Raw genomic sequence first — 26,602 nt, forward strand, 5'->3', positions numbered from 1 at the left:
CAGCTGTTGCGTCTCGGCAAGCTGGGGTCGTTCGACTTCAACTCCCGTTTCTACGCCGATGACGACCTCATCGTCGGGGCAGCGGACCCGTTCCAGCTGTTCCGTATCCTCTACGAAGTCATCCGTGGCGGTGGGCTGGCTGAAGACTCCCCGGTCGCGTTCATGCTCGACCAGTGCCACAACGTCGAAGACAAAATCCCCGGGCAGATCCGCTCGGTCCTGAACGTGCAAGAAATGACCGCCCGGGCCCTCCTCGTCGACCGGGAGGCACTGACCGCGGCGCAACTCGCCGGCGACGTTCTGGGGGCCAACGGGATCCTGATGGACGCGTTCTACACCGACGTCCGACCCGACCTCGCGACCTGGCGACAGTCGCGGGGACTCGAAGGCGACCCGATGGCCGCCTACGCGGCATCCGGCTACCAACAATCCATCGCCGACACCCGCGTCGGGGGCCAACAAGCCTCCTGGGGCGCCTAACCCACACGCCCGGCCACCCGACTTCCACCACTCATTCATTGACACAGACAGGACCGGCACAATGACGAGCCGACACCCCGCGGGCACGGTTGCCGCGGTTGACCTGGGGGCGACGAGCGGTCGCGTCATGCTCGGCCACGTTGCCCCCAACGAACTGCGCATCACCTCGGTCGCGCGCTTTGCGAACGGACCCCTGCAGCTCAATGAGAACGGGCGCCCGGCGCTGCACTGGAACATTGTGGAGCTCTACCGCAACGTTGTTGCCGGGTTGGCGACCGCGGTCGCCGCCGCTCCCGACATCCGCAGCGTCGGGGTCGACTCCTGGGCCGTGGACTACGCGCTGATGCGCGGGGGCCGCCTGACCCAGCTTCCCTACCACTATCGTGATGCCCGGTGCCTCCCGGCGTCCGACCAGGCGCACAGCCGCCTCGCCGCCACCGGATTCACCGCCGCCGACCTGTACGCCGCTAACGGACTGCAGTTTCTGCCGTTCAACTCGTTGTACCAACTGGAGGCTGACGGTGTTTCCGGCTCGCTGGAGACCGCGGACACGCTGCTGCTGATCCCCGACCTGCTGAATTACTGGCTCAGCGGTGCTGTCGTCGCCGAGCGCACCAACGCCTCTACGACGGGACTCCTCGGTGTGCACAGTCGCACTTGGGACGACGACCTGATCACGCGCCTCGGGCTGCCCGCACAGCTTCTGCCGCCCCTCATCGATGCCGGCGAGCCCATCGGAACGCTCCTTCCCTCCGTCGCCTCTGAGATCCAGGCCCCGGGCGAGATCACCGTCACCGCCGTCGGGTCACACGACACCGCGTCGGCCGTGGTCGCCGTTCCGAGCGACCGCGACGACTGCGCCTACATCTCGTGTGGAACCTGGGCGCTGGTCGGCGTCGAACTGAATTCGCCGGTGGTCAGCGACAGCGCCAGACTCGCGAACTTCACGAACGAGGGCGGCGTCGATGGTCGTGTGCGTTTTCTGCACAACGTGATGGGCCTCTGGCTGCTGAGCGAATCGGTGCGCACGTGGGAACGCGAGGGACTCCCCATTGACCTCACCGAACTGCTCGCGCAGGCCGCCGCCGTTCGCGGCCAAGTCGCGGTCTTCGACGCCGACGACCCGTGTTTCCTCAGCCCCGGCGACATGCCCAGCCGAATCGCGACCTACTGCCGCGAGCGTGACCTGCCGGTGCCACGAACACCCGCAGAGTTCACCCGCAGCATCCTCGAAAGCCTCGCGGACGCTTTTGCCCGTGGAATAGCGCAGGCAGAAGACTTGTCCGGACACCCCATCTCGGTCATCCACCTGATGGGAGGCGGATCGCAGAACCGCCTGCTCTGCCAGCTCACCGCCACCCGGTCCGGCTTACCGGTGCTTGCGGGCCCCGTCGAGGCGACCGCGATCGGCAATGTGCTTGTGCAGGCGCGAACCGCGGGAATGGTGACCGGCTCGCTCGAGTCGCTGCGGTCGCTCGTGGCACGCACCTTCGAGCCCATCCGCTACGAACCGGCGAGGTCCATGGCCCAATAACTCCCGCAGCGCTGCATCACATCGAACGCCGCACCCCAGACGAGGGCGCGGACCTCTGCATCAAAGACGAACGCAAAGGAGGACCCCAGTGGTCCGATTTGGAAAAACCATAACAACGGGGACAAAAGCCACGGTCGCCGTGGCCATGTCCAACTACATCGAGGCGGGCTCGATCATCGCGATCGCGACGAGCCTCTCGCTCTGGCAAAAAGAATTCGGGTTCGACAACTTCCTCGTTGGCCTTCTCGCTGCACTGTCGGCCAACGCCTTCGGCGCTGCGGCAGGCGCGCTCATCGGCGGCCCGCTCTGCGACCGGTACGGCCGCAAATTCATTTATACCTACGACCTGATGCTTTACATGGGTGGTGTGCTGCTCGCCGTCTTCGCCGGAAACTTCTGGATGCTGCTCATCGCCTTCGTGCTCACCGGAATCGCAGTCGGCGCCGGTGTTCCCGCGTCGTGGACCTACATCGCCGAGCAGGCGCCCGCAGGGCAACGCGCCAAGCACGTGGGTATGGCCCAGCTGGCCTGGTCGGTCGGCCCGCTGGTGGGGTACCTCCTCGCTGTGCTGGTGCAGCCCCTCGGATTGCTGGGCAGCAGGCTGATATTTGCCCAGCTGTTTGTGGTCGCTTTTGTCACCTGGTGGATGCGCCAGGGGCTGCCTGAGTCGGCGATCTGGAAGGACGAAAAAGTCAAGGCCCCGTCCGCCTCCCTCGTGCAGGGCCTCCGCGCGCTGTTCAGTAAAAAGGCTAATATCACAGCGCTGCTGTTCCTCGTTGGTGTGTACGCGTTCTGGAACACGGTCGCCGGCCAGGCCGGCATCTTCATGCCTCGCGTCTACGAGGCGGCCGGTGTCGAGAGCGAGACCGAGCAATACCTGTTGCAGGCGCTGGTCTGGGGGCTGACCGTTCTCACCACGTACTTCGTGTTCATGAAGCTCGCTGACAAGTACAGCCGCCGGATCCTCTACATCGTGGGCGCGCTGCTGGGGATCGCCGCGTGGGCGGTGCTGGTGTTCGCTGAGCCGACCCTTCCCGCACTGCTGTCCTTCGCCGTGCTCTGGGGTGTCGCCTCGGGAATCGGCGCCCAGGCCTTCTACGGCGTGTGGGCGAACGAGCTCTTCGCGACGCAATACCGAGCCAGTGCGCAAGGGATTCTGTTCTTTGTCGCACGGGTGATGGTGGGCCTGCTCAGCGTCTGGTTCCCGATTCTGCTCACCTCAATCGGGCTGTCGTGGCTCGGGCTGCTCCTCATCGGGCTGCTCGCGGTCGCGCTGGTTGTGGGCGGGGTGTGGGCGCCTCGAACCCAGGGCAAAACGCTCCAGGAAATCGAGAAGGAACGGTATCCCGAGAACCGCGTCGCGTCCGCGTCCGAGTCTGAGCGCGTTACCCTCCCGATGCGCTAACGCACCACAGCAACTATCGACGGGGGATGTCGCGCCAACAGCGTTGCTGGTGCCGCGACATCCCCCATATTTCTCATCGATTTTCCCCAGAAGGATGCGCGTCATGACACGAATCTGCTTCGAACTTCAGGTCAAACCCGGCCACCTCGATGCCTACCGCGCCAGCCACGCCGCGGTGTGGCCGGAAATGTTGGAGGCCCTCGAGAGCACGGGATGGCGCAACTATTCGATCTTCACCCGCCCCGACGGCCTGGTGATTGGCTACTTTGAGACGGACGACCTCGCGGCGTCGCTCGCCGGTATGGCGGCAACCGAGGTCAACGCGCGGTGGCAGGAGGCAATGGCCGACCACTTTATCGACAGCGCGCTGCCCGCCGACCAGACATTCGAATACCTCTCCGAAGCGTTCAACCTCGGGGACCAGCTGACGCGCACCCGAACTGCGCCGGCGTAACCGAACCGGAAGAAACCGACCCCACCCGGTCGGACTCGGTACAGTGGTGAATCGTTCCAGACCGTACTCGGCTCGCCCCGCTGATCGCTGGACGAGGACGGAGAACTCATGGTCACCGCGAATATCCGCGACGTTGCGGCCCTCGCGAAGGTCTCGGTCGGCACGGTCTCCAATGTGCTCAACAAGTCGAAAAAGGTGTCGCCGGCAACGGAAAGCCGGGTGACCGATGCCATCGAGGCACTCGGGTTTGTGCGCAACGATGCCGCGCGACAGCTGAGGGTGGGCCAGAGCCGCACGGTCGGCATGATGGTGCTCGACGTGCGCAATCCCTTTTTTACGGATGTCGCGCGGGGGGTAGAGGAAACCCTCGCCGCCCACGCCCGATCTCTCATCCTCGGCAACAGTGCTGAGGACGCGCAGCGGGAGCTCGACTACCTCGACCTGTTCGAGGAGCAGCGGGTTTCCGGACTGCTGATCACCCCGGTGGGCGACGTCGCCCCGCGGCTGGAACGGCTGCGCAAACGCGGCTCGCCTGTGGTATTGGTCGACCGTTACGAGGGTGCAGCGAACTTCAGCTCCGTCTCGGCCGATGACCGTCGCGGTGGAGCGCTCGCGCTCGAGCACCTGATCGGCATCGGCCGGGTCCGCACCGCCTTCGTGGGCGGACCTCAGGCGATCATGCAGGTGCGGCACCGCCTCGAAGGAGCGCGCACCGCCCTCGAAGCGGCCGGGGGCGGTCCGCTGCGCGTTGTCGAGATGCCCACGATGTCGGCGGAGGCCGGGCGTACCGCCGGCGAGCAACTCCTCGACCTTCCGATCGGCGACCGCCCCGACGCGATCTTCGCGGCCAACGACCTGCTCGCCCTCGGTGTGCTGCAGGCACTTACCCACAGCGGCCTCTCCGTGCCGGACGACATCGCCCTCATCGGATACGACGACATCTACTTCGCCGCCTCCTCCGCCATTCCGCTCTCGTCCATCCGGCAACCCGCCCAGGCCATGGGCCGCGCGGCGGCCGAATTGCTGATTGCCGAGATCGAAGACGGCCCGCCGGCCCACTACGAGCACGTGTTGTTTCAGCCAGAACTGGTAATTCGTGACAGCACGCGCCGAAACAACGCCGCAACACGCGCCGAGTAGGCTTCCTGCATGGGCGACCTGTTCGATGGATATGGCACTGCGGCAACCCGCGGGGCGGGTGCGGTCGCGTTCGACGAGATGTTCTCATCACCGGGTACCGCGCGGCCGTCCTACAAAGAAATTCACGCCACTCTCGCGCGAATGACGCAGGAAGAGTTGCGCGGTCGCACCGACGCACTCGCCAGCAGCTACCTCGCGCAGGGGGTCACGTTCGACTTCGCGGGCGAGGAGAGACCGTTCCCGCTCGACGCCGTTCCGCGCGTCATCGACCAGGCCGAGTGGCAAAAGGTTGAAGCCGGGATCAAGCAGCGCGTCACGGCACTCGAGGCTTTCCTCGCTGACATTTACGGCGGCCAGGCCGCGGTGCGCGACGGGGTCATCCCGGCCGGATTAATCACCTCCTCCAGTCACTTCCACCGCGAAGCTGCCGGGATCGTCAGTGCCAACGGCGTGCGTATCCAGGTCAGTGGCATTGACCTGATCCGCGACGAGGCCGGTACCTGGCGGGTTCTCGAGGACAACGTGCGGGTTCCCTCCGGCGTCAGCTACGTCATCTCCAACCGCCGCGTTATGGCCCAGACCCTGCCCGAACTCTTTGTCAGCATGAAGGTGCGGCCCGTGGGGGAGTACCCGCAGAAACTTCTCAACGCGCTGCGCGCCAGCGCTCCCGATGGAGTCGACGACCCGACCGTCGTCGTCCTCACCCCCGGGGTGTACAACTCCGCCTATTTCGAACACACCCTGCTCGCCCGCCTGATGGGTGTCGAACTCGTCGAGGGCCGCGACCTGTTCTGCTCGGGTGGCCGGGTCTGGATGCGCACCACAGCCGGTCCCACCCGGGTGGATGTCATCTACCGCCGCGTCGACGATGAGTTTCTCGACCCGCTGCAGTTCCGTGCCGATTCGATGCTCGGCAGCCCCGGGTTGTTGCTCGCCGCGCGCCTCGGCAACGTGACGATCGCCAACGCCGTGGGCAACGGTGTCGCCGACGACAAGCTCGTCTACACGTACCTGCCTGACCTGATCCGCTACTACCTCGGCGAAGAACCGAAGCTGGCGAACGTGGACACCTGGCGGCTCGAAGACCCGCTGGCGCTCGAGGAAGTGCTCGACCGTCTCGATGAGCTCGTGGTTAAACCTGTGGACGGCTCCGGTGGCAAGGGCCTGGTCGTCGGCCCCGCGGCATCCCGCAAGGAATTGGACGAACTGCGGGTTCGCTTGCTTGCCGACCCCCGGGGATGGATTGCCCAGCCGGTTGTTCAGTTGTCGACGATTCCTACGCTGGTGGATGATGGGATCCGGCCACGCCACGCGGACCTGCGCCCGTTCGCCGTGAACGACGGTAAGGACGTCTGGGTGCTTCCCGGCGGCCTCACCCGCGTCGCGCTTCCCGAGGGTGAGCTCGTGGTGAACAGCTCGCAGGGCGGCGGGTCGAAGGACACCTGGGTTGTCGGCCAGGTGCCGCTGCAGGTCTCGCGGCACAGCATTCAGGGTCTCGTGGCCGACCAGGCGGCGCCCACCTCGTCGATCCCGATCATCACCGGGGACCACACGCAGGATCACTCGCCGCTCGATGGGCCGCGCTCCGACCAGGACCAGCAACAACAGCAGCAACAGCAGCAAGGTGAGGAGGCCTGATGCTCTCACGGATTGCCGAGTCCCTGTTCTGGATTGGCCGCTACATTGAGCGGTCTGACGGCACGGCGCGCATTCTCGATGTGCACCTCCAGCTGCTGCTCGAGGACCCGTGGATCGAGGAGAACCTGGCCTGCCGCTCGCTGCTCAGTGTGATGGGCGCGGACATCCCCGATCAGCGCGAGCTCACCCGGGCAGACGTGCTGAGCATCCTCGCCGTTGACCGTACCGAGCCGGCATCCATCGCCTACTCGCTGGGCGCCGCACGCGAGAACGCCCGTCGCGCTCGCGAGGTGATCAGCACCGAACTGTGGGAGGCCCTCAATACGACGAGGGCGCGGATGCCGCGGCGGGTGTCCGAAGACAAGGTGCACGAATTCTTTGGCTGGGTGCGCGAGCGGTCGGCGCTGGCCGTGGGCATCATCGAGTCGGCAACGAGTCGGGATGAAGCGTGGAGCTTCTTCACCCTCGGTCGCAGTATCGAGCGGGCAGACATGACCGCCCGGCTGCTGTCTACCCGGTCGCTGACCGAGGCGAGCGGCCCGTCGTGGACCACCATTCTCCGCAGCGTCGGCGCCTACGAGGCGTACCTGCGCACCTACCGGGGCATGCCCAGCGCCCGCAACGCGGCTGAGTTTCTGCTGCTTGACCGGCTCTTTCCCCGCAGCATCCTGTTCTCGGTCTCGCGCGCGGAGCAGTGCATGCGCGACATCGAGCCGCGCACCGACCGCGTCGGCGTCAGCGACCAGGCGCTGCGCCTACTTGGCCAGATCCGCAGCGAGCTGGAGTTCCGCCCGATCGCCGAGATCCTCGAGGACCTTCCCCGCCACATGGACAATGTGCAACTGGCCACCAGCGCCGCCTCCGAGGCGATCCGTCAGCGCTACTTCCCCACGAACGCGGCTCCGAGCTGGGTACGAGAGAACACGTGAATCGTCTACGCATAAAGCACTCCACCGGGTTCCGCTACGAGGGCGAGGTCACCGCCTCCTACAACGAAGCGCGGATGCTCCCGGCGAGCTCCGACGGGCAGCTCGTGCTGTTCTCGAACCTCGACATCCTTCCCATCTCGAGCCAGCACTCCTATGTGGACTACTGGGGAACGCGGGTTGCCTCCTTCGAGATCCTCACCCCGCACAAAGAACTCGCGCTCACCGCGACCAGCCTGATCGAAGTGCGGCACCGCGAGCACCCGGACCACGAAGTGTCGTGGGAAGAGCTTGCGGGACTGGTGGATGCCGGCACCGAGACGGTCGAGCAGCTGAAGCAGACCCGGCGCACTGACCCCCCGGTCGAAGTAGCCGAGCTTGCCCGCGAGATCCGCGCGCGCTCGGAAAACCCGTGCGACGCAGCCCTGGAGATCTCCCGCACCATCGGCGACGCGGTCGAGTACATGCAGGGCGTCACCGGCGTGCACACCACCGCCGCGGAGGCCTGGTCTGGACGCCGCGGCGTGTGCCAGGACATTGCGCATCTGACCCTGGGGGCTCTTCGCTCGGTGGGCATTCCCGCGCGCTATATCTCTGGCTACCTGCATCCGCTTCCCAACGCCGCGATCGGGCAGACCGTCGCAGGTGAATCGCACGCCTGGGTCGAGTGGTTCTGCGGCACCTGGCGCGGCTTTGACCCCACCAACCTCATCGACATCGGTGACCGCCACGTCGCCGTCGGGCACGGCCGCGACTATAACGACGTCGCGCCACTGCGCGGCGTTTACGCGGGATCGTACGGCTCGCAGCTCTTCGTCAAGGTGGAGATCACGCGCGAGGCCTAGCGCAAGGCACAGCGACCGAATCATGCAGTAGCTGGCGCAAGCCCCTCAGAATCGCCGGTGAAAATAGCGCGGGTCAATACGAGCCCTTGGCTTGTGAGTTCGTCCACGCCCCGCACGGGGTCGAGTAGCGTCCGGCGATGTAGCCGATGCCCCAACGAATTTGTGTTGCTGGGTTGGTCTTCCAGTCCGCGCCGGCTGATGCCATCTTGTTGCCCGGGTAGGACTGGGGAATTCCATAGGCGCCACTGGACTTGTTCTCGGCGAGGTGGTTCCAGCCCGACTCCTTCGTCCAGAGCGACACGAGGCAGTCGTACTGGTTGGCATCCCAGCCCTTTGCGGTGACCATCTCCAAGGCAATCGCCTTGGCTGAACCTGGATCGGGTTTGCCCGACGCGGGGCTGGGGGCCGGGGGCGGTGGCGGTGGCGGCTCAGTGATTGTGTATGGGTCGTAAGAAATTGGGGTGTGCAGCGCGTCGACCACCGTAAACGACTGGGTATCTGTGATCGTTTCCCACTCCGAGGGCGGGAGCGCGTCGGCGTAGGCGCCGGAGTAGGGGTCCACCACGATGACCATAACGAGCGCCGTGGCGCCGAATGCAGCGAGAAACCGGGTGACACGAGCCGGACGCCGCCACGTTCTGGGTGAGGGCTGGTTTCGGGTTGACGGTGTGGCACGAACGCGTTGGACGTCGAGCACAGATCCCGCGCGCGAGGCCCCCGCTGAATGTTTACCCATCAGATGGTCAGAGTACCGCAATGAACAGAGCACGAACGGAACGAGGTGACCTCGGCGGTGAACGGGTGGGGCCGCTGGCCACCGGGTGCGCAGCGCTGGTCCTAGAGTCCGGTTTGTGGGCGCTCGCCGTCGCTGTTCGCCGCGGCATTCGCCTCGTGATTTGGCTATCGCGTGACCAGCAGATTCCTCAATTAATCGCCCGCAATCCCCTAGACACCGTTCGACGGCCGGGTATATGTTCGCGGAGTCATCATAAGTAGCACGTGACTGATGCATCGTTACAAAGAGGTAGCGGAGTCAGCCCGTTTTTTGCGCGCCCTGTCGCGCCCGAACTGGCGCATTTTGTTTCCTCTGAAAGACCGCGAGACGTCGCGAGTCAGCTCAATTCGCAGCACTTCAGAGAGGAAAAGCAATCATGTCAATGAAGAAAATGTTCGCTGTCCTGGCGACCGGCGCGGTGGCGTTGTCGCTCGCGGCCTGTGCGAGTGACAGCCCAGAGGCCGAGGGTGGCGGAGGGGAAGGCGCTGCAGAGTGCAACGTCGGCATCTCGATGCCCACGAGAAGCCTCGAGCGCTGGATCAACGACGGCGAGCAGCTCCAGCAGCAGTTGGAGGACGCGGACTGCACGGTCGACCTCCAGTACGCAGACAACAAAACCGACCAGCAGATCAGCCAAATTCAGAACCAGATCGCCGGGGGCGCGAAGATCCTGGTGATCGCCGCGGTCGACGGCGAGGCACTGGCACCCGTGCTCGAAGAAGCCAAGGGCCAGGACGCAACGGTGATTGCCTACGACCGCCTGATCAACGGCTCGCCGAACGTCGACTACTACGCCACCTTCGACAACTACAAGGTCGGAACCCTGCAGGGTGAGTACATCGAATCGACCCTCGGCCTGGCCGATGGTGCCGGTCCGTTCAACCTCGAGCCCTTCGCGGGCAGCCCCGACGACAACAATGCAAAGTTCTTCTTCGCTGGCGCGTGGGACGTTCTGCTGCCCTACGTCGAAAGTGGCCAGCTGGTCGTGCCGAGCGGCAAGTCGCCCGCCGACAACGACGAGTGGGCGAGCATCGGTATCCAGGGCTGGGCGTCCGACAAGGCGCAGGCTGAAATGGACAACCGCCTGTCGTCCTTCTACGGTGACGGCAGCCAGGTGAACGTGGTGCTGTCTCCCAACGACAGCCTCGCCATTGGCATCGAGGCGTCGCTGAAGTCGGCCGGCTACGTGCCCGGCGCCGACTACCCGATCATCACCGGGCAGGACGCAGACAAGGCGAACGTGCAGGCGATCCTCGCCGGCGAGCAGGCGATGACGGTGTGGAAAGACACCCGCACCCTGGGCGACCAGGTGTTCGCGATGATCGAGTCGATCAATGCCGGTGAAGAGGTCGAGGTCAACGACACCGAGACGTACGACAACGGCGAGAAGGTTGTGCCGTCGTTCCTGCTGACCCCGGAGGTTGTGGTGGAAGAAGACGTGCAGACGAAGCTCATCGACTCCGGCTTCCTCGAGGCATCCGACGTCGGTCTCTAGGGCATCGGTCTAACAGACCAATCGTCACCAGCTCGACCGTCACCAGCTCGAACGGTGCCGGCGCCCGGAACTCCGAGCGCCGGCACCCCGGTTTCAGCGACACAGTCACGCACGGCAGTAACGCAAGGCAGCCACGCACGGCAGTAACGCAAGGCAGCCACGCACCGCAGCAACACAAGGAGAGAACATGAGCAACGTCATCCTGCGGATGGTCGACATATCGAAGGACTTCAGCGGGGTCAAAGCTCTCGACGGGGTCTCGATGGAGGTGGAGCGGGGCAAGGTGCACGCGATCTGTGGTGAGAACGGCGCGGGCAAATCGACCCTGATGAAGGTGCTCAGCGGCGTCTATCCCGCAGGGAGCTTCGACGGGTCCATCGAGTTCGAGGGCGAGCCGGTGGCGTTCCGCTCCATCAACGACAGCGAGCACCTCGGCATCGTCATCATCCATCAGGAGCTCGCCCTCAGCCCCTACCTTTCAGTCGCCGAAAACATCTTCCTGGGCAACGAGATCCAGAACCGCGGACGCATCGACTGGAACAGAACCAACCGCGAGGCGCAGCTGCTGCTCGCGCGGGTGGGGCTCGACGAAAACCCCGCAACCAAGATCCTCGAACTGGGAGTCGGCAAGCAGCAGCTCGTGGAGATCGCGAAGGCGCTGTCCAAGCGGGTGAAGCTGCTGATCCTCGATGAGCCGACCGCGGCACTGAACGACGAGGATTCCAGCCACCTGCTCGGACTCATCGAGCAGCTACGCAGCCAGGGCATTACCTGCATCATCATTTCGCACAAGCTCAAGGAAATCCTCCGGATCGCGGACACCGTCACCATCCTTCGTGACGGCAAAACCATCGAAACGCTCGACTCGCACAGTCCGGATACGACGGAGCGACGAATCATCCGTGCCATGGTCGGTCGCGATCTCAACAACATGTTCCCGCCTCGCGAGCCGCACATCGGGGAGGAGATGTTCCGGGTCGAGAACTGGACCGTTCATCACCCGGTGGATGTCGGGCGCACAGTGGTGGACGACGCCTCGTTCAGCGTGCGTGCCGGCGAGATCGTCGGATTCGCCGGCCTGATGGGCGCGGGGAGGACGGAGCTGGCGATGAGCATCTTCGGGCGCTCCTACGGCACGGACATCTCCGGCACCGCCTACAAAAACGGCAGACAGGTCAACCTGCGCACCGTCGACGAGGCGATCAAAAACGGCCTCGCCTACGCAACGGAAGATCGCAAACGCTACGGGCTGAACCTGATCGGCGACATCACCGTCAACGTCTCCGCGGCCGCGCTGTCGCGGCTCACCAAGCTGGGTGTCATCGACCGCAACCGCGAGTACAAGGTGGCGGATTCGTACCGCCACAAGATGAACATCAAGGCACCCACCGTCGCGTCGATAACCGGCAAGCTCTCCGGTGGCAACCAGCAGAAAGTGGTGCTGAGTAAGTGGATCTTCTCCGGCCCCGACATCCTCATTCTCGATGAACCCACCCGAGGTATCGATGTCGGCGCCAAATACGAGATCTACGGAATCATCAACGAACTGGCCGCCCAGGGCAAAGCCGTGATCGTCATCTCCTCTGAGCTGCCCGAGATCATCGGCCTCGCGGATCGCATCTACACGATCTCCGAGGGCCGCATCACGGGCGAAGTCGCGCGCGAAGACGCGACCCAGGAAACCCTTATGCACTACATGACCGCCGGAAGGAACTGAACACCATGAGCCAAACCACTGCTCCGTCGCGACGGAAGCTTCCGAAGCTGTCGATCAATCTCCGCCAATACGGCATCCTCGCCGCCCTCGTGGTGATCATCATCTTGTTCCAGATCCTCACCCAGGGGCGCCTGCTGCTGCCCGGCAACGTCAACAACCTCATCCAGCAGAACGCCTACGTCATCATTCTCGCCATCGGAATGGTGATAGTCATCATCGCCGGGCACATCGACCTGTCCGTGGGCTCGGTCGTCGCGCTGGTCGGGGCGGTGGCCGCCATCTCGATGCAGACGTGGGGATTGCCCTGGTGGGTCGCGATCATCCTGTCGCTCGCAACCGGCGCCGCCGTGGGTGCGTGGCAGGGGTTCTGGGTAGCGTTTGTCGGCATACCCGCCTTCATCGTCACCCTTGCGGGCATGCTGATATTCCGGGGGCTGACCCTGGTTCTGCTCACCGGTGGCACCATCGCCGGGCTGCCCCGCGAGTTCACCGCGGTCGGCGCCGGATGGTTGCCGCCCGCGTTTGGTGAGCTCGGCGGCCGCGACCTGCTCACCCTCGCGATCGGGGCTGCCGCGTCGGTCGGGTTTGTCGTGCAGCAGCTGCGCGCGCGGGCGGCGCTGCGCCGACTCGAGCTGCCCCGCGAGGTGGGCGGCTCCTTCATCGCCAGAATGGTGATCGTTGTTGTCGCCATCATGGCGCTCTCGTGGGCGCTCGCCGGCTACAGCGGCATGCCCATCATCCTGATCATCCTCGCCGGGCTGATCCTGCTCTACACGTTTGTGCTCAACCAGACGGTGTTCGGTCGCCACGTCTACGCGATGGGCGGCAACCTCTTCGCCGCCCAGATGAGCGGAGTGAAGACCCGCTGGGTGAACTTCTTCATCTTCGTGAACATGGGATTGCTCGCCGGGCTCGCGGGCGTCGTCAGCACCGCTCGTGCCGGCGGGGCGGTCGCCGGGGCCGGGCAGAACTTCGAGCTCGATGCCATCGCCGCAGTGTTCATCGGTGGCGCTGCGGTGCAGGGCGGGGTGGGCACGGTCGTGGGTGCCGTTGTGGGCGGCCTGGTCATGGGAGTGCTGAACATGGGGCTGTCGATTTTGTCGGTGGATGCCGCGTGGCAGATGGCCATCAAGGGACTCGTATTGCTGCTCGCCGTGGCCTTCGACGTGTTCAACAAGCGCCGCGGTGGCTCTCGCTAGCATTGCTGTAGCTTTTTGACCACAGCGAGCGATTTGATCACAGCGAGCATTTGACTATGTCGTGCTTTTTGAGCACGGCGAGCGAGAAGGGTGCGCCCCGGCGGTCCAGTGACGACGACAGGCGGCACCCCGAGAGCGCTCGTCGCCGGGGCACACTCGAGCAACGACTTCATGCGCCAGCGCAACCTGTCGGCGGTGCTGACGATGCTGCACCACGACGGGCCGCAGTCCCGGGCCGATCTGGTGCGGCGCACAGGCCTCACCCGCTCGACCATCGCCGTGCTCGCCTCCGAACTCGAGGAACTCGACCTCGTGCGCGCCCTCGGAGCGACAGCGGTTCCCGGCCAGGTCGGACGCCCGAGCGCGCTGCTCGAGGCCAACGCGCAGGTTGCGGCAATCGCCATCCACCCCGAGACCGACGCCATTACCGTCGGCATCGTGGGGCTCGGGGGTGAAGTGCTGCGGCGGGTGCGCTACGACACCGCCGAACCGGCCACGGCGCGGGAGACGGTGCGAATCGTTCGCACCATCGTCGACGGAATGCGCGCCGACCTCGGTGCGGAGTGCCGGATCGTCGGAGCCGGCATTGCCGTGCCCGGCATGGTCAACACGAGCGATGGGCGCGTGCTGTTGGCGCCACACCTCGGCTGGAAGAACGAGTCCATCGCCGCGGCGCTGACACGAGCGCTCGGCGTCTCGGTTGTCGCCGGCAACGACGCCAGCGTCGGAGCGACCGGAGAATTCGCGTTCGGCGCGGCCCGCGGGGTGCAGAACCTCGTCTACGTCAACGGCACCCCGAGCGGAATCGGCGGCGGCGTCATCATCGACGGAGTGCTGCTGCGCGGCATGGGCGGTTTCGCCGGAGAAATGGGCCACACCCTCGTCAACAGCTCGGGCACGCGGTGCCATTGCGGGCGCATCGGCTGCCTCGAAACCGAAGTGAGCCTCGAGCGCCTGCTGCCGTACCTCGGCCGGGAGCACATCGACGAAGACGAACTCGACATCGCGCTGGGTCTCGGCCGCGACCCCGCGCTGCTGCGCGAGTTGGCGCACCAGGTCGACTTTCTCTCCGAGGCCCTCACCAATTTCGTGAACCTGTTCAGCCCCGACACCGTGGTGTTGGCGGGCTACCTCGGGTCGCTGCTGTCGGTGAGTCGAGAGCGGTTGACGGATGCCGTGCGCCTCAGCCCCCTCGGTGGGCACGTGCGCTCGATCCGACTGGAGCGGGCACAGCTGCGTTCGCGATTGATGCTGGTGGGCGCGGCCGAACTGGTTTTCGAGCGCACCGTGTTGCCGGTGCTGCCGAGCGACCCTGGCTAGTCTCCAGCGACGTTGCTTAGCCTCGAGCGACCGTCGCGGCCGAGACTTCGGCGGCGGCAGCGGCCGGAGAAACCTCGGCGCGGGGATTGCCGCGCTGGTCATCGTCGCGCCGGTCGCCGTCATACCTGAGGGAGAAATGCGCTGTCGCGTCGCGATCAAACCGCAGCCGCAGGTGCCGCGACACGTACATCCAGGTGAGGGCGATTGCCCCGGCAATGATTCCCGCAGCGGCGGCAACCCCGAGCGCCCAGCGGGGGCCGAAGGTGTTGGAGACCCACCCCACCAGAGGTGCACCCACCGGAGTTCCGCCGGCGAGGATGGCCATGTACACCGCCATAACCCGGCCACGCAGCGCCGGCGTCGACGTTGTCTGTACATACGCGTTTGCGCTCGTGAGCAGGGTCATCGAACACAGCCCAACAACAACCAGCGAGAACGCGAACGACCAGAGCGTGGGCATCACCGCGGCCGTGAGGCAGGCGAGCCCGAAGGCGAGGGATGAGAAAATGACGACTGCCATCCGCGGGCGGTCGCGCCGCGCGGCCAGCAGGGCGCCGGTCACCGAACCGACCGCGAGAATCGACGAGAGGGCGCCGTAGGTGCTCGACCCCTGCCCGAACTCGACCGTCGCCATTGTCGCGGTGAAGATAGTGAAGTTCAGGCCGAACGTGCCGATGATGAAGACGATGACGAGGATCACGACAATGTCTGGACGGGATCCCACGTAGCGGAATCCGGCGCGAATCTGCCCGCGCTCCCGCGGCGCGCGCTGTGACGGCTGCAGGTTTTTGATGTGCATCGCCTTGAGCGCGACCAGCATCGCGACAAAGGTCGCCACGTTGAGCAAAAACACCCAACCCGATCCGATCGCCGCGATCAGAACGCCCGCCAGCGCAGGTCCGATCAGCCGGGCACCATTGAACGACGCCGAGTTCAGTGCGACGGCGTTGGGGATGCTGCGTTCGGTCACCAACTCGGACACAAAAGCCTGCCGTGCCGGGGCATCAATTGCCGAGACCACGCCGAGGCCCAGCGCGAAGGCGTACACCTGCCACAGCTCGGCGACACCGAGGACCATGATCAGGCCGAGGCCGAGGGCGAGCAGACCCATCGCGCTCTGGGTAATCATCAACAGGCGGCGGCGGTCTACCCGGTCGGCAATCAGGCCCGATATCGGCAGCAGCAGCAATTGCGGGCCGAACTGCAGGGCCATGGTGATGCCCACCGCGACGGCATCGTGGTCGGTGAGTTCGGTGAGTACGACCCAGTCCTGGGCGGTACGTTGCATCCACGTCCCCACATTCGACACGAGCGCGCCGGCGAACCACAGGCGGTAATTGACCACGCCAAGTGAGCGGAACATTGCACTCACGAGTCGGCGAGCTCCCGCAGGATCGGCGCGGCCGCGGCGAGGCTCTGCCGCTGGTCATCCGTCAATTCGGCCAGCCGACGCGAGAACCACGCGTCGCGACGCTGGCGGGTCTCCTCGATCATGCGTCGTCCCTCAGCTGTGAGATCAATAACCACTTTGCGACCGTCTTCGGTGGATGCCACGCGCGAGGTGTAGCCGGCATCGACCAGCGCCCCCACAGTGCGGTTCATCGACGGGGGAGTGACGCGCTCGCGCCGACTCAGCTCGCTCAGGCCGAGCGGCCCGTCCTTCGCGAGCGCCGCGAGCACGGACAGCTGACCGTCACTGATGGTCTCGTCGGCCCGCTCGGCTCGCAGCCGCCGCGAAAGTCGCTGAATCGTCATCCGCAGGTCGCTGTCAAAGTTGTGGTCCGTCACAATCTCCCAGCCTACCAATCGTTAGCATTGTAAATTAGCCGAGCTAACAGAAATTTGGGGACGGGTAGCGGTCGTATTATTGCTGAAGGAGGCTTCTGTGCCGAAATTCACCACGTTCCGTGATGACCTGACGTTTGTCGACGCTCACGGTGTCACGATTCATTACTACGCCTGGCGGGCGGCGAAACCGGTCGGTGTCGTGCAGATTGCGCATGGGCTGGGCGAGTACGCCGGCCGCTACGAGAACCTCGCGCAGGAGCTCGTGAATGCCGGGTATTCCGTCTACGCGGACGACCACCGCGGCCACGGCCGAACCGGCCTTGAGCAGCACAACGGCGACGCGACCAAGCTCGGGCGGCTTGGGCCGGGCGGGCTCCGCGCCGCGGCTGACGCGATCCACCAGCTGAGCGGGATCATCCGTAGTGAACTTCCTGGTGTGCCGCTCGCCGTCGTCGGCCACAGCTGGGGCTCGCTCATGGTGCAGTGGATTCTCAACAAACACGCGGCGGACTACGACGCTGCGGTCCTGACGGGAACGGCGTACCGCGTGCCCGGGCAGATGAAGAGCGGCCCGCTGAATGCCGCGCACAAACACCTCGGCAGCACGGGTTACGAATGGCTCAGCCGCGACCCGCTCGTCGCCCAGGCGTTCCTGGAGGATCCGCTCACGTTCTACGCCGATGCGCGCAAGCTGTTCGGGGTGCGCGACGGGCTGCATCTGTACGGGTTACCGTCCCGCACGCTCGGGAACGATCTGCCGCTGTTGATCATGATCGGCAGCGAGGATCCGCTCGGAGGTGAGCGCAGCGTCCGTGAGCTTGCCAACGCCTACATCCGTCGTTCCCACCTCACCGACGTAAAGGTGACCGTCTTCGCCGGGGCCCGGCACGATATTTTCAACGAGACCAACCGCGACGAGGTGATCGCGGACCTCATCGCCTGGCTCGGCGAGCACCTGGGCGATTCCACACCCGAACACGACGACAAGTAGGGCATCCCGTAATGCATGGTGAATTCAAGGTTCCGGGCGGCAAGCTGGTTGTTGTCGACCTGGAGGTTGCTGAGGGTCTAATCGCCGAGTTCCGCCTCGCGGGCGACTTTTTCCTCGAGCCGGACAGCGCCCTCGACGCGATCAACTCCGCGATCATCGGCCTCCCCGCCGACTCCGAGGCGAGCCGCTTCAGTGCGGCCATCACGCAGGCGCTTCCGCGCGATGCCGTGCTGCTCGGGTTCACCGCGGATGCGGTCGCAACGACAATCCGGCGTGCTCTTTCGCAGGCGACGAGCTTCCACGACTACGAGTGGGAACTGATCCACGGCAAAGCAGAGACGCCGCTGATGCAGATGGCGCTCGACCAGGTTCTCGCCGAAGAAGTAGGAGCGGGTCGCCGCAAGCCCACACTGCGCATCTGGGAGTGGGACAGCCCCGCCGTCGTCATCGGCAGCTTCCAGTCGGTGCGCAACGAAGTCGACCTCGACAATGCCGCGAAGTACGGCTTCGAGGTGGTGCGGAGGGTCAGCGGCGGAGGCGCGATGTTCATGGATGCCGGGTCGGTTATCACCTACTCGATCTACGCACCGAGTGACCTCGTGCAGGGCATGAGCTTCGCCGATTCGTATGCCTTCCTTGACGAGTGGGTCATCGTTGCGCTGAAGGATCTCGGGATCAACGCGACTTACCAGCCCCTCAACGACATCACGAGTCCGACCGGCAAGATCGGCGGCGCCGCCCAGAAGCGGCTCGGTGCCGGCGCGGTGCTGCATCACGCCACCATGAGCTACGACATGGACGGCGAGCGAATGGTTGAGGTGCTGCGTATCGGCCGCGAGAAGATGAGCGACAAAGGAACCAAGAGCGCGGCGAAGCGCGTGGATCCCATCCGCAGCCAGACCGGATTGCCGCGGGCCGAGATCATCGAGAAGATGAAAGCGACCTTCACCGGGCTCTATGGCTCGACATCCGGCGAAGTGACACCGGAGGAGACCGCCAAGGCGCGCCAGCTGGTGGCCGAGAAGTTCGGCACTCCGGAGTGGCTGCACCGCGTTCCCTGAACCGCCGAATCCGTGCCCGCAGAACCGCCGGTCAGCTGCACCGCTGATCAGCTGCACCGCTGGTCAGCTGCACCGCTGATCAGCGCGGCGCACCGGCAGAGTCCGGCAGCGCGCGCAGGAGGTCCAGCTGCATAAAGTCGTCGATCCGCTGCGCTCGCACGGTGTCGTAGTCCGCGTCCGCTGCTTCGGCGGAGGACGTGGTGGTCAGGCGCGCCTGGATGGCGCGAAACATGGCGTCGACGGCGTTGGTTTGGGCCTGAGCGACGAGCATCTCCACGTCTATATCTGATCGCGCGATGTTCCGAAGCGCATCGGCGATGAGCCGGTGGACCTGCGGCCGACGGCGCTGGTCCTCTCGCTTCTGCCGCGCCAGGTCTTCGTCCATGTCGGAGAGGAACTCGGTTGCCCCGGCCCCGCTGAGGCGATTGGCCGTTTCGTCGTTGTCGGCCGCGAGGCGCTGGAGCTCTGCGCGTGCGGCATCCCGGAGAACTTCGGGTTCGTAATCAGCGTGCTCGCCGAGCGCCGCGACGATGATGTGATTAGTGAGCGCCATCCGTGCGGATGCCACGTAGATGAGAGCCCCCTCGTCCACAATGCGTTCGGTGGGGGCAAGGGGCGCCAGCGGGGGATCAACATACGTGCCCACGTTTGCCCGGCGCTTCCTGCCGATCATTCCCGCTCCTCTCCGTGTGCGTTCGTCGCCGGTTGCGATCCCAGGGGTTCAGCCAGCGACGCCCTCGACCGTGGATTGTAGGAGTGTGCGCTCAAGGCGATGCCCCGCCGTCAACATGTGAGCACTCATCGCAGCTTCGACGGCATTGGGGTCGCGCGTGAGCAGGGCTTCATAGACACGACTGTGCTCATCGAGCGCCAGCTGGGCTTCTTCTTCTCTGGCCAGGCCGCGCTCGACCCAGACACGAAGCAACGAGCGGATGCTTTGCAGCAGGTCGAAGAGCACCTGATTGTCCGCGGCCTGGGCGATCAGAAGGTGGAATTTCAGGTCCGCTTCGATGAACCGCGTGCGGTCGCCAAGGTTCGATCGCATCGCGTCGATATGGTTTCCGAGCTGGTGCAGCTGCGCGTCGGTCATCAGCTCCGCGGCCAGGCGCGCGGCAAAGATCTCCAGCTGACTCCGGACGGCGATGAGCTCCTTCGTCCGAGGCGCGCCGAGCATAAGGCCCCAGTTGAGGGTCTCGGGGAGCAGCTCGGAAGCAGAACCGCGCAGGTAGGTGCCCGACCCGGGACGCACGTCGACGATTCCCAGGATCTCGAGTGCGGCCAATGCCTCGCGCACGGCGGAACGGCCGATTCCGAGCGACGATGCGAGCTGACGTTCCGCGGGCAGACGCGTCCCGGGTTCGATCGTGCCGCTGGTCAGGTAGTCGAGCAGACGTTTTGCCACGGCACTCACCGCTGTTCCCGTGTCGACGCGACCGATCGCTGCGGACATCGCGTCAGATGGACTTGCAGGGTAGGCGGGCACGAACGTCACGTTACCAACGAAACGGGGGTCATATCGGCCTATAGCGCATCTCGTAGGAAAGTGATAGATATTTTGGTCCACCAATTCTTTGTAAATTGGTCAACCGGTTGCTATGTTGTACGCGGGCCCCTCGTCGGGCCACTCGCACTTAGTCTTCGCCTGATCTAACAAAGGGGTTACCTTGGCAAACACCCGTGTGGAGACACCGGTCTCCAGCATCGAAAAATCGACTATCCGAAAGATATCGATCCGACTCGTTCCATTCGTTGCGCTGATGTTTTTCATCAACTACCTCGACCGCTCGGCCATTGGCTTTGCGGGTCCGAATGGTATGAACGATGACCTCGCACTCACCGTCACCCAGGTCGGATTCGCATCCGGCGTCTTCTTCATCGGGTACATCCTGCTGGAGGTGCCCTCGAACCTCGCCCTCGCGCGATTCGGGGCCCGCCGCTGGCTCGCCCGAATCATGGTCACCTGGGGCATCGTGGCGGTGCTCTTCACGTGGGTGGGCAGCTTCGAGCACCTCGCGATCCTTCGGTTTGCGCTCGGTGTTGCGGAAGCCGGGTTCTTCCCCGGTGCCATTCTGTTCCTCAGCCTCTGGGTACCTGCTCGGCATCGAGGGAAGATCCTCGCGCTGTTCTACCTGGCCCAGCCGCTGAGCACGGTCATCGGTGCCCCGTTCGCCGGTCTGCTGATCGGCGCCGATGGATTCCTCGGCCTTGAGGGCTGGCGCGTGATGTTCCTCGGCGTCGGACTGCCCGCAATCATCGTCGGACTGATCGCGTGGTTCTACCTCAAAGACAAGCCTGCCGACGCGAAGTGGCTGAACCGCGAAGAGCAGGAATGGCTCACCGCTGAACTCGCCTCCGAGAGGGCAAAGACCGAGGCGCTGCACGTCGTCAGTGGCAAGAAGCACGGCGGTTTCAAGCAGGCGTTCACCAGTGGTCGGGTCTGGATGCTCTCGCTGATCTACTTCGGGTTCATCTATGGCCTCTACACGCTCGCCTTCTTCCTGCCGACCATCATCGCCGGGTTCCAGGAGATCTACGGTGTCGAGTACAACGTCTTCGAGCGTGGTCTCATCACCGCGATCCCGTACGTCCCCGCGGCCATCGCGCTCTGGTTCTGGACCCGTGACGTGTCCAAGCGCGGCCTGAAGACCTGGCACATCGCCGGGCCTGCGGTCGTCGCAGCTGTTACCATCCCGCTCGCGCTCTTCGCCGGGTCGCCGGCCCTCACCATCGCGATCATCGCGCTGACGGCGATGGCGATCTTCGCGGTGCTGCCGAACTTCTGGACCCTGCCGACGCAGTTCCTCACCGGAGCCGCGGCCGCAGCGGGAGTGGCGCTGATCAACACCGTGGGAAACCTCGCGGGATTCGGAGCCCCGTACATCACGGGAGCGGTTGCCGATGCAACCGCAGACGCCGCCGGAAACCCGCAGTACTTCCTGCCCATGGGCATCGTCGGGTTCTTCATGCTGATGTCCGCCGTGCTGATGGTGCTCCTCGCCCGTGCCGGCAAGAAGAACGCACCGATCAACGGCGAGTCCGTTGTAACCGTCGCGCACTAACCCACTGGGGTCGCCGTGCCGCACGGCGGCCCCTCGCAACAGCTCTGGAGAACACCATGACCCGCCTCTATAACGATCCGGTCGACTTCGCCGATGAGATGATCGACGGCTTTGTCGCCGCGAACAAGAACCACGTCCGCCGGGTTTCCGGTGGGGTGGTGCGCAGCACCCGCACACCCGAAGGAACGGTCGCCCTTATTGTGGGCGGTGGTTCCGGTCATTACCCCGCGTTCGGCGGCATCGTCGGATCCGGCCTCGCGCACGGCGCGGCCATGGGTAACCTCTTCGCGTCACCGTCGGCCCAGCAGGTCGAGTCGGTTGCCACGGCCGCGAATCGCGGCGGCGGTGTTCTACTCGGCTACGGCAACTACGCCGGAGATGTACTGCACTTCACCCAGGCACAGGAGAAGCTGAACGCGGCTGGGATCCCCACACGTTCCATCGCGGTCACCGACGACATCTCCAGCGCACCGCTCGCGGAGAAAGAAAAGCGCCGGGGAATCGCTGGTGACCTGACCGTGTTCAAGGCGGCGGCCGCCGCCGCCGAGGCTGGCTACTCCCTCGACGACGTTGTCGGTGTTGCCCAGCGCGCCAACGAGCGCACGCGTTCATTCGGGGTCGCCTTCAGCGGCTGCACCCTGCCCGGTGCGGGGGCGCCGCTGTTCTCGGTCCCGGAGGGTCGGATGGCGGTGGGAATGGGAATCCACGGCGAACCCGGAATCGAAGAGACCGACATCTCTACCGCCGATGAACTCGCTGAACGCTTCGTTGCCGCGCTGCTTGAGGAACTCCCCGAGGGGATCGATACCGTCGCGGGGAACCGTGTCGGCCTCATCCTCAACGGCCTCGGCTCCGTCAAGTACGAAGAACTCTTTGTGGTTTACCGCCGCGTCTCGCAGCTGCTGGAGCAGGCCGGGCTCGTCATCGTCGACCCGGAGGTGGGCGAACTCGTAACCAGCTTCGACATGGCCGGAGCATCGCTCACGCTGTTCTGGCTCGATGACGAACTCGAGGGCTTCTGGCGCAAGCCCGCCGACACCCCCGGCTATCGGAAGGGCTCGGTTGCTGCCGTCGAACAACTCGAGGCAAGCGAGATCGCAGAAGCAGAGGCAGTGATCATTCCTGTGTCCAGCGCCGAGTCGCGCGCCGCGGGCTGGGTTGTCTACGAGGCGATCGAGGCGATCGCCTCCGTCGTCGACTCCAACGTCGACGAACTTGGTCGGATCGACGCCGTCGCGGGGGATGGCGACCACGGAATCGGCATGCAGCGCGGCGCGCGTGCCGGCGCCGCGGCCGCGCGGGAGGCGTTGGAGGCGGGCGCGGGCGCGAAAACCCTGCTCGACTCCGCGGCCGCTGCGTGGGCGAACCGCGCCGGTGGCACGTCGGGAGCGCTCTGGGGCGTGGCCCTGTCTGCGGTCGGCGCGTCCCTCGGCGACACGATGGAGCCGGGTCCAGCTGACGTCGCGGCCGGCGTCGCCGCCGCCCGGGACGCGATCATGTCGTTCGGTAAGGCGGACGTGGGAGACAAAACCATGGTCGACGCGCTCGTTCCGTTCAGCGCGACACTCGCAGACGAGATCTCCGGCGGGACCGAGCTCGCTACGGCCTGGCAGCGCGCCGCCGATGTCGCCACCGCGGCCGCAACCGCCACGGCGGACCTCCTCCCGCGGATGGGCCGGGCCCGACCACACGCGGAGAAAAGTCTCGGAACCCCGGACGCCGGCGCCTATTCGCTCGGCCTCATCGTGCAGTCCATCGCCGTTGTACTGGCGAGCCACAGAGAAGAAGAGAAGTAAATGACAAACAAGCTGCGTATTGCTATCGGTTCCGATGATGCCGGGTTCGACTACAAGGAGATCGTTCGGAAGGACCTCGAACTCAGCGACCTCGTCGAGTTCGTCACCGACGTGGGCGTGAACGAAGACGGCCACACCGCTTACCCGAAGGTGGCGATCGCTGCCGCCGAGTTGGTCGCTGCCGGCGAAGCCGACCGGGCACTGCTCTTCTGCGGTACCGGGCTCGGCGTCGCGATCTCTGCGAACAAGGTTGCCGGTATCCGCGCGGTCACCGCCCACGACAGCTTCTCGGTCGAGCGCAGTGTGCTGAGCAACAATGCTCAGGTCCTGACCATGGGACAGCGCGTAGTGGGTATCGAGCTTGCCCGCCGCCTCGTGCGCGAGTGGCTGACCTACCGCTTCGACGAGTCGAGCGCCTCCGCTGAGAAGGTACGCGTCCTCGACCAGTACGAGACCACCGGCTCCTGCTGATGGGCGCTCCCGTGGTGGTCGGCGTGAGCCTGAAGATGTACTTCGGGCATCGCCAGAGCCTCGACTGGTGCGCCAGCGTCGCCGAACTCAGCCGCTCACATGCGGCCGTGGCATCCGGGGCCGTCGAGCTCTTTGTGATCCCCGGCTACCTGTCGGTGCCCGCGGCGGCAGAGATCTTTGGCAGCGGCCCCGTGGCCGTGGGCGCCCAGGATCTTGCGTCCGAGGACACCGGCGCATTTACCGGCGAGGTGAGCGGTGTCGAACTTGCTGAGGTCGGTGTGCGCGTCGTCGAGGTCGGTCACGCCGAACGGCGTCGACTGTTCGGGGAGAGCGACGAGGTCGTCCGCAGCAAGACAGCCGCCGCCCTGCGCAACAACATGACGCCGGTTTTGTGTATCGGCGAGTCGGTCAAGTCCGACCCCGTCGATGCTGCCGCGGAAAGTATGCGCCAGGTTGTCTCCGCCCTCGAGGGTGCACCCGCCGGGCGCGTCATCGTTGCCTACGAACCCGTTTGGGCGATCGGTGCGGCTGAGCCGGCACCGGCCGAATACATCCGGGCGGTCTGCGCCATCCTGCGCGCGTCCGTCGCAGCCCTCTCTGGCCGCGACGGCAGCGCTGTGATCTACGGCGGCAGCGCCGGACCCGGCTTGCTCACCCAGCTCGGCTCAGACGTCGACGGACTGTTCCTCGGCCGCTTCGCCCACGACACCGCCGCGCTCGGACGCGTCCTCGACGAGGCCGCCGACCTCGCGGCTTCCCGCGGGAAGGAGTCTGAACGATGATCGGGCTCGGCACCTACTCGTTCTTCTGGCAGCACTCGAGCCTGGTCGCGGAGCCGCTGACGCTCGCCGATATGCTCCGCCGCACGCGCGAACTCGACGTCGAAGTTTTCCAGATCTGCGACTACCCGCAATTGTTGGACTACTCGGCGGCGGAGGCACGCGAGCTGCGTGTTGTGGCCGACGGCCTGGGAATCCAGCTCGAGCTGGGAACCCGTGGAGTGCAGTCCGACCACCTCGCCAGCTATCTCAGCCTGGCCGAGACGCTCGGCGCGACCGTGGTGCGCAGCATGATCAACACGGCTGACCACAAGCCGTCGCTCGACGAGGCCGAGGGGCTGTTGCGCACCGTCCTTCCGTCGTTCGAGGGCGCCGGAGTGACCGTCGCCCTGGAGACCTACGAGCAGGTTCGTTCGGCCGATCTCGTCGCGCTCATCGAAGCGGTTGCGAGCCCCAGCCTTGGCATCTGCCTCGACCCGGCAAACTCCGTGGCGGCCCTGGAGAATCCGGTTGAGGTCATCGACCGGTGTGCGCCCTACGTGGCGAACATCCACTCGAAAGACTTCGCGTTTACCCGACGCGGGGGGTGGGTGGGGTTCACCCTCGAGGGCGTCCCGCTCGGAACCGGCCTGCTCGACTACGACTACCTCCTCGAGAAGGTGCGGCCGGACGAGCGCGGAATCAACCAAATCATCGAGCACTGGCTGCCGCTCGGCGAAACCATCGAGGACACCATCCGTCTCGAGAACAGCTGGAACACATCCAACCTGCAGTATCTAAGGAGCAAGTAATGTCGAACCCAATCTCCATCGCCGTCATCGGTGCGGGCGGAAAAATGGGCACCCGAGTGTCCAACAATCTCGCGAAGACCAACCACACCGTGTACTACAGCGAAAACTCGCCCGCCGGACAGGCGCGAATGGCCGAGATTGGCCGCGTCGTCACGCCGAGCGAAGCGGCGGTTGTCGCCGCTGACGTCGTCATTCTCGCCGTGCCGGATCTCGCGCTCGGCCCGGTCTCGAGCGCGCTCGTTCCGCTCCTGCGTCCCGGCACGGTTGTGCTGACGCTCGACCCCGCCGCCGCCTACGCGGGCCTCCTCACCACGCGCGACGATGTGGTCTTCGCTGTCGCGCACCCGTGCCACCCGTCGGTCTTCCTGGAGCGCCACACCCCCGAGGAGTACGCGGACACCTTCGGCGGAATTGCCGCGCCGCAGGACGTTGTTGCCGCCATCGAAAGTGACGACGACGCGAAGCGGGAGATCACCGAGGCGACGATCCGCGCAATGTACGCCCCGGTTATCGACGTGCACTGGGTCACCGTCAAGCAGCTCGCCCAGCTCGAGCCGACGTTGGTGGAGACGATCGCATGCATGATCGGCGCGCTCCTCAAGGAGTCGCTCGATGAGGCCATCAACACCATGGGCGTCCCGGAGGCAGCGGCGCGAGCCATACTGCTCGGCCACACGCAGGTCGCGCTGGCCAACAGCCTCAAGGGTGACAACCCGTTCTCCGACGCCTGCCTCATCGCGATGGACTACGGTCGCTCCAACATCATCAAGGATGACTGGAAGAAGGTGTTCCAGGACGACGAGCTCGACAAGAACCTCGCCGCGATGCTGCACCTCGACGCGATCAAGCGGTAACACTGCGACTGGCCGTCTGACCTCGCGCTGAGGCCGTGTGCTTCAGATTTTGACGTCGCCCCTGGGTTCCGCCCGGGGGCGTCG

Annotated in this window: 24 protein-coding genes and 1 pseudogene; 20 read left to right on the forward strand and 5 right to left on the reverse strand. The window is 65.3% G+C overall.

From position 1 onward, the window contains the following. The 8 genes and pseudogenes from B0I08_RS14110 to B0I08_RS14145 form a co-directional block, all read left to right on the forward strand. Positions 1–480 (forward strand): annotated as a pseudogene (locus B0I08_RS14110) (L-rhamnose isomerase); the annotation flags it as partial. Positions 481–541: 61 nt separating this feature from the next. Further along, the gene (locus B0I08_RS14115; RefSeq protein WP_106213971.1) at positions 542–2,014 is read left to right on the forward strand and encodes a rhamnulokinase; all 1,473 of its coding nucleotides are present in this window, start codon (positions 542–544) and stop codon (positions 2,012–2,014) included. A gap of 88 nt (positions 2,015–2,102) precedes the next feature. Beyond that, entirely contained in the window at positions 2,103–3,419 is a 1,317-nt protein-coding gene (locus B0I08_RS14120) for an MFS transporter (RefSeq protein WP_245884823.1), read from the forward strand. 103 nt (positions 3,420–3,522) lie between these two features. Beyond that, a complete protein-coding gene (locus B0I08_RS14125) occupies positions 3,523–3,873 on the forward strand; it encodes an L-rhamnose mutarotase (protein ID WP_106213972.1) in 351 nt (116 codons plus the stop codon). A 108-nt stretch (positions 3,874–3,981) separates the two neighbouring features. Further along, the gene (locus tag B0I08_RS14130; protein ID WP_106213974.1) at positions 3,982–5,013 is read left to right on the forward strand and encodes a LacI family DNA-binding transcriptional regulator; all 1,032 of its coding nucleotides are present in this window, start codon (positions 3,982–3,984) and stop codon (positions 5,011–5,013) included. 9 nt (positions 5,014–5,022) lie between these two features. Beyond that, a complete protein-coding gene (locus tag B0I08_RS14135) occupies positions 5,023–6,651 on the forward strand; it encodes a circularly permuted type 2 ATP-grasp protein (RefSeq protein WP_106213976.1) in 1,629 nt (542 codons plus the stop codon). Beyond that, the gene (locus tag B0I08_RS14140) at positions 6,651–7,580 is read left to right on the forward strand and encodes an alpha-E domain-containing protein (protein ID WP_106213978.1); all 930 of its coding nucleotides are present in this window, start codon (positions 6,651–6,653) and stop codon (positions 7,578–7,580) included. Before B0I08_RS14135 ends, B0I08_RS14140 begins: the two co-directional genes overlap by 1 nt. Further along, positions 7,577–8,422 (forward strand): transglutaminase family protein, encoded by an 846-nt coding sequence (locus B0I08_RS14145; RefSeq protein WP_106213980.1) that lies wholly within the window; start codon positions 7,577–7,579, stop codon positions 8,420–8,422. The genes B0I08_RS14140 and B0I08_RS14145 overlap by 4 nt, the downstream gene beginning before the upstream one ends. A gap of 73 nt (positions 8,423–8,495) precedes the next feature. Here the strand turns inward: B0I08_RS14145 and B0I08_RS14150 are convergent, their stop codons facing one another. Continuing rightward, positions 8,496–9,158, reverse strand: a complete 663-nt coding sequence (locus tag B0I08_RS14150) for an aggregation-promoting factor C-terminal-like domain-containing protein (RefSeq protein WP_146134434.1) — start codon at positions 9,156–9,158, stop codon at positions 8,496–8,498. 415 nt (positions 9,159–9,573) lie between these two features. On the opposite strand from B0I08_RS14150, the gene chvE reads away from it, so the two are divergent. From chvE to B0I08_RS14170, 4 genes are all read left to right on the forward strand, one after another. After that, positions 9,574–10,692, forward strand: coding sequence for a multiple monosaccharide ABC transporter substrate-binding protein (gene chvE, locus B0I08_RS14155; protein ID WP_106213984.1), 1,119 nt, complete (start codon positions 9,574–9,576; stop codon positions 10,690–10,692). Between the two features lie 187 nt (positions 10,693–10,879). Beyond that, on the forward strand, positions 10,880–12,409 hold the full coding sequence (mmsA, locus tag B0I08_RS14160; protein ID WP_106213986.1) for a multiple monosaccharide ABC transporter ATP-binding protein: 1,530 nt from the start codon (positions 10,880–10,882) through the stop codon (positions 12,407–12,409). Between the two features lie 5 nt (positions 12,410–12,414). Further along, positions 12,415–13,608, forward strand: a complete 1,194-nt coding sequence (gene mmsB, locus B0I08_RS14165; protein ID WP_106213987.1) for a multiple monosaccharide ABC transporter permease — start codon at positions 12,415–12,417, stop codon at positions 13,606–13,608. 108 nt (positions 13,609–13,716) lie between these two features. Further along, positions 13,717–14,928 carry an ROK family transcriptional regulator gene (locus B0I08_RS14170; RefSeq protein ID WP_106213989.1) on the forward strand — a complete coding sequence of 404 codons (1,212 nt, stop codon included), beginning with the start codon at positions 13,717–13,719 and terminating at the stop codon, positions 14,926–14,928. Between the two features lie 16 nt (positions 14,929–14,944). Here the strand turns inward: B0I08_RS14170 and B0I08_RS14175 are convergent, their stop codons facing one another. Together B0I08_RS14175 and B0I08_RS14180 are read right to left on the reverse strand one after the other, a co-directional pair. After that, positions 14,945–16,291: an MFS transporter gene (locus B0I08_RS14175; protein WP_245884824.1), complete on the reverse strand. Its 1,347-nt coding sequence runs from the start codon at positions 16,289–16,291 to the stop codon at positions 14,945–14,947. A gap of 5 nt (positions 16,292–16,296) precedes the next feature. Next, positions 16,297–16,716, reverse strand: a complete 420-nt coding sequence (locus B0I08_RS14180; RefSeq protein WP_245884825.1) for a MarR family winged helix-turn-helix transcriptional regulator — start codon at positions 16,714–16,716, stop codon at positions 16,297–16,299. A 97-nt stretch (positions 16,717–16,813) separates the two neighbouring features. Here B0I08_RS14180 and B0I08_RS14185 point away from each other — a divergent pair, with 97 nt between their 5' ends. Both B0I08_RS14185 and lplAB read left to right on the forward strand, forming a co-directional pair. Continuing rightward, a complete protein-coding gene (locus B0I08_RS14185; RefSeq protein WP_106213993.1) occupies positions 16,814–17,707 on the forward strand; it encodes an alpha/beta hydrolase in 894 nt (297 codons plus the stop codon). Positions 17,708–17,718: 11 nt separating this feature from the next. Beyond that, positions 17,719–18,768, forward strand: a complete 1,050-nt coding sequence (gene lplAB / locus B0I08_RS14190; RefSeq protein WP_106213995.1) for a lipoate-protein ligase LplAB — start codon at positions 17,719–17,721, stop codon at positions 18,766–18,768. A gap of 79 nt (positions 18,769–18,847) precedes the next feature. Here the strand turns inward: lplAB and B0I08_RS14195 are convergent, their stop codons facing one another. Then, positions 18,848–19,441, reverse strand: coding sequence for a hypothetical protein (locus tag B0I08_RS14195; RefSeq protein ID WP_106213997.1), 594 nt, complete (start codon positions 19,439–19,441; stop codon positions 18,848–18,850). A gap of 48 nt (positions 19,442–19,489) precedes the next feature. After that, positions 19,490–20,251, reverse strand: a complete 762-nt coding sequence (locus B0I08_RS14200; protein ID WP_245884826.1) for a FadR/GntR family transcriptional regulator — start codon at positions 20,249–20,251, stop codon at positions 19,490–19,492. 274 nt (positions 20,252–20,525) lie between these two features. Here B0I08_RS14200 and B0I08_RS14205 point away from each other — a divergent pair, with 274 nt between their 5' ends. From B0I08_RS14205 to B0I08_RS14230, 6 genes are read left to right on the forward strand one after another with little or no spacing between them, the layout of a single operon-like run. After that, complete coding sequence (locus tag B0I08_RS14205; protein WP_106214269.1) at positions 20,526–21,827, forward strand: MFS transporter; 1,302 nt, start codon at positions 20,526–20,528, stop codon at positions 21,825–21,827. 56 nt (positions 21,828–21,883) lie between these two features. Beyond that, entirely contained in the window at positions 21,884–23,623 is a 1,740-nt protein-coding gene (locus B0I08_RS14210; protein ID WP_106214001.1) for a dihydroxyacetone kinase family protein, read from the forward strand. Next, a complete protein-coding gene (locus B0I08_RS14215; RefSeq protein WP_106214003.1) occupies positions 23,624–24,094 on the forward strand; it encodes a ribose-5-phosphate isomerase in 471 nt (156 codons plus the stop codon). Further along, a complete protein-coding gene (locus B0I08_RS14220) occupies positions 24,094–24,876 on the forward strand; it encodes a triose-phosphate isomerase family protein (RefSeq protein WP_106214005.1) in 783 nt (260 codons plus the stop codon). The genes B0I08_RS14215 and B0I08_RS14220 overlap by 1 nt, the downstream gene beginning before the upstream one ends. Next, the gene (locus B0I08_RS14225; RefSeq protein WP_106214007.1) at positions 24,873–25,664 is read left to right on the forward strand and encodes a sugar phosphate isomerase/epimerase family protein; all 792 of its coding nucleotides are present in this window, start codon (positions 24,873–24,875) and stop codon (positions 25,662–25,664) included. The genes B0I08_RS14220 and B0I08_RS14225 overlap by 4 nt, the downstream gene beginning before the upstream one ends. Continuing rightward, positions 25,664–26,518 carry a phosphogluconate dehydrogenase C-terminal domain-containing protein gene (locus B0I08_RS14230; protein ID WP_106214009.1) on the forward strand — a complete coding sequence of 285 codons (855 nt, stop codon included), beginning with the start codon at positions 25,664–25,666 and terminating at the stop codon, positions 26,516–26,518. Before B0I08_RS14225 ends, B0I08_RS14230 begins: the two co-directional genes overlap by 1 nt. The last annotated feature ends 84 nt before the right edge of the window (positions 26,519–26,602 follow it).

The organism is Glaciihabitans tibetensis (genome assembly GCF_003003265.1).
Classification (GTDB): domain Bacteria; phylum Actinomycetota; class Actinomycetes; order Actinomycetales; family Microbacteriaceae; genus Glaciihabitans; species Glaciihabitans tibetensis.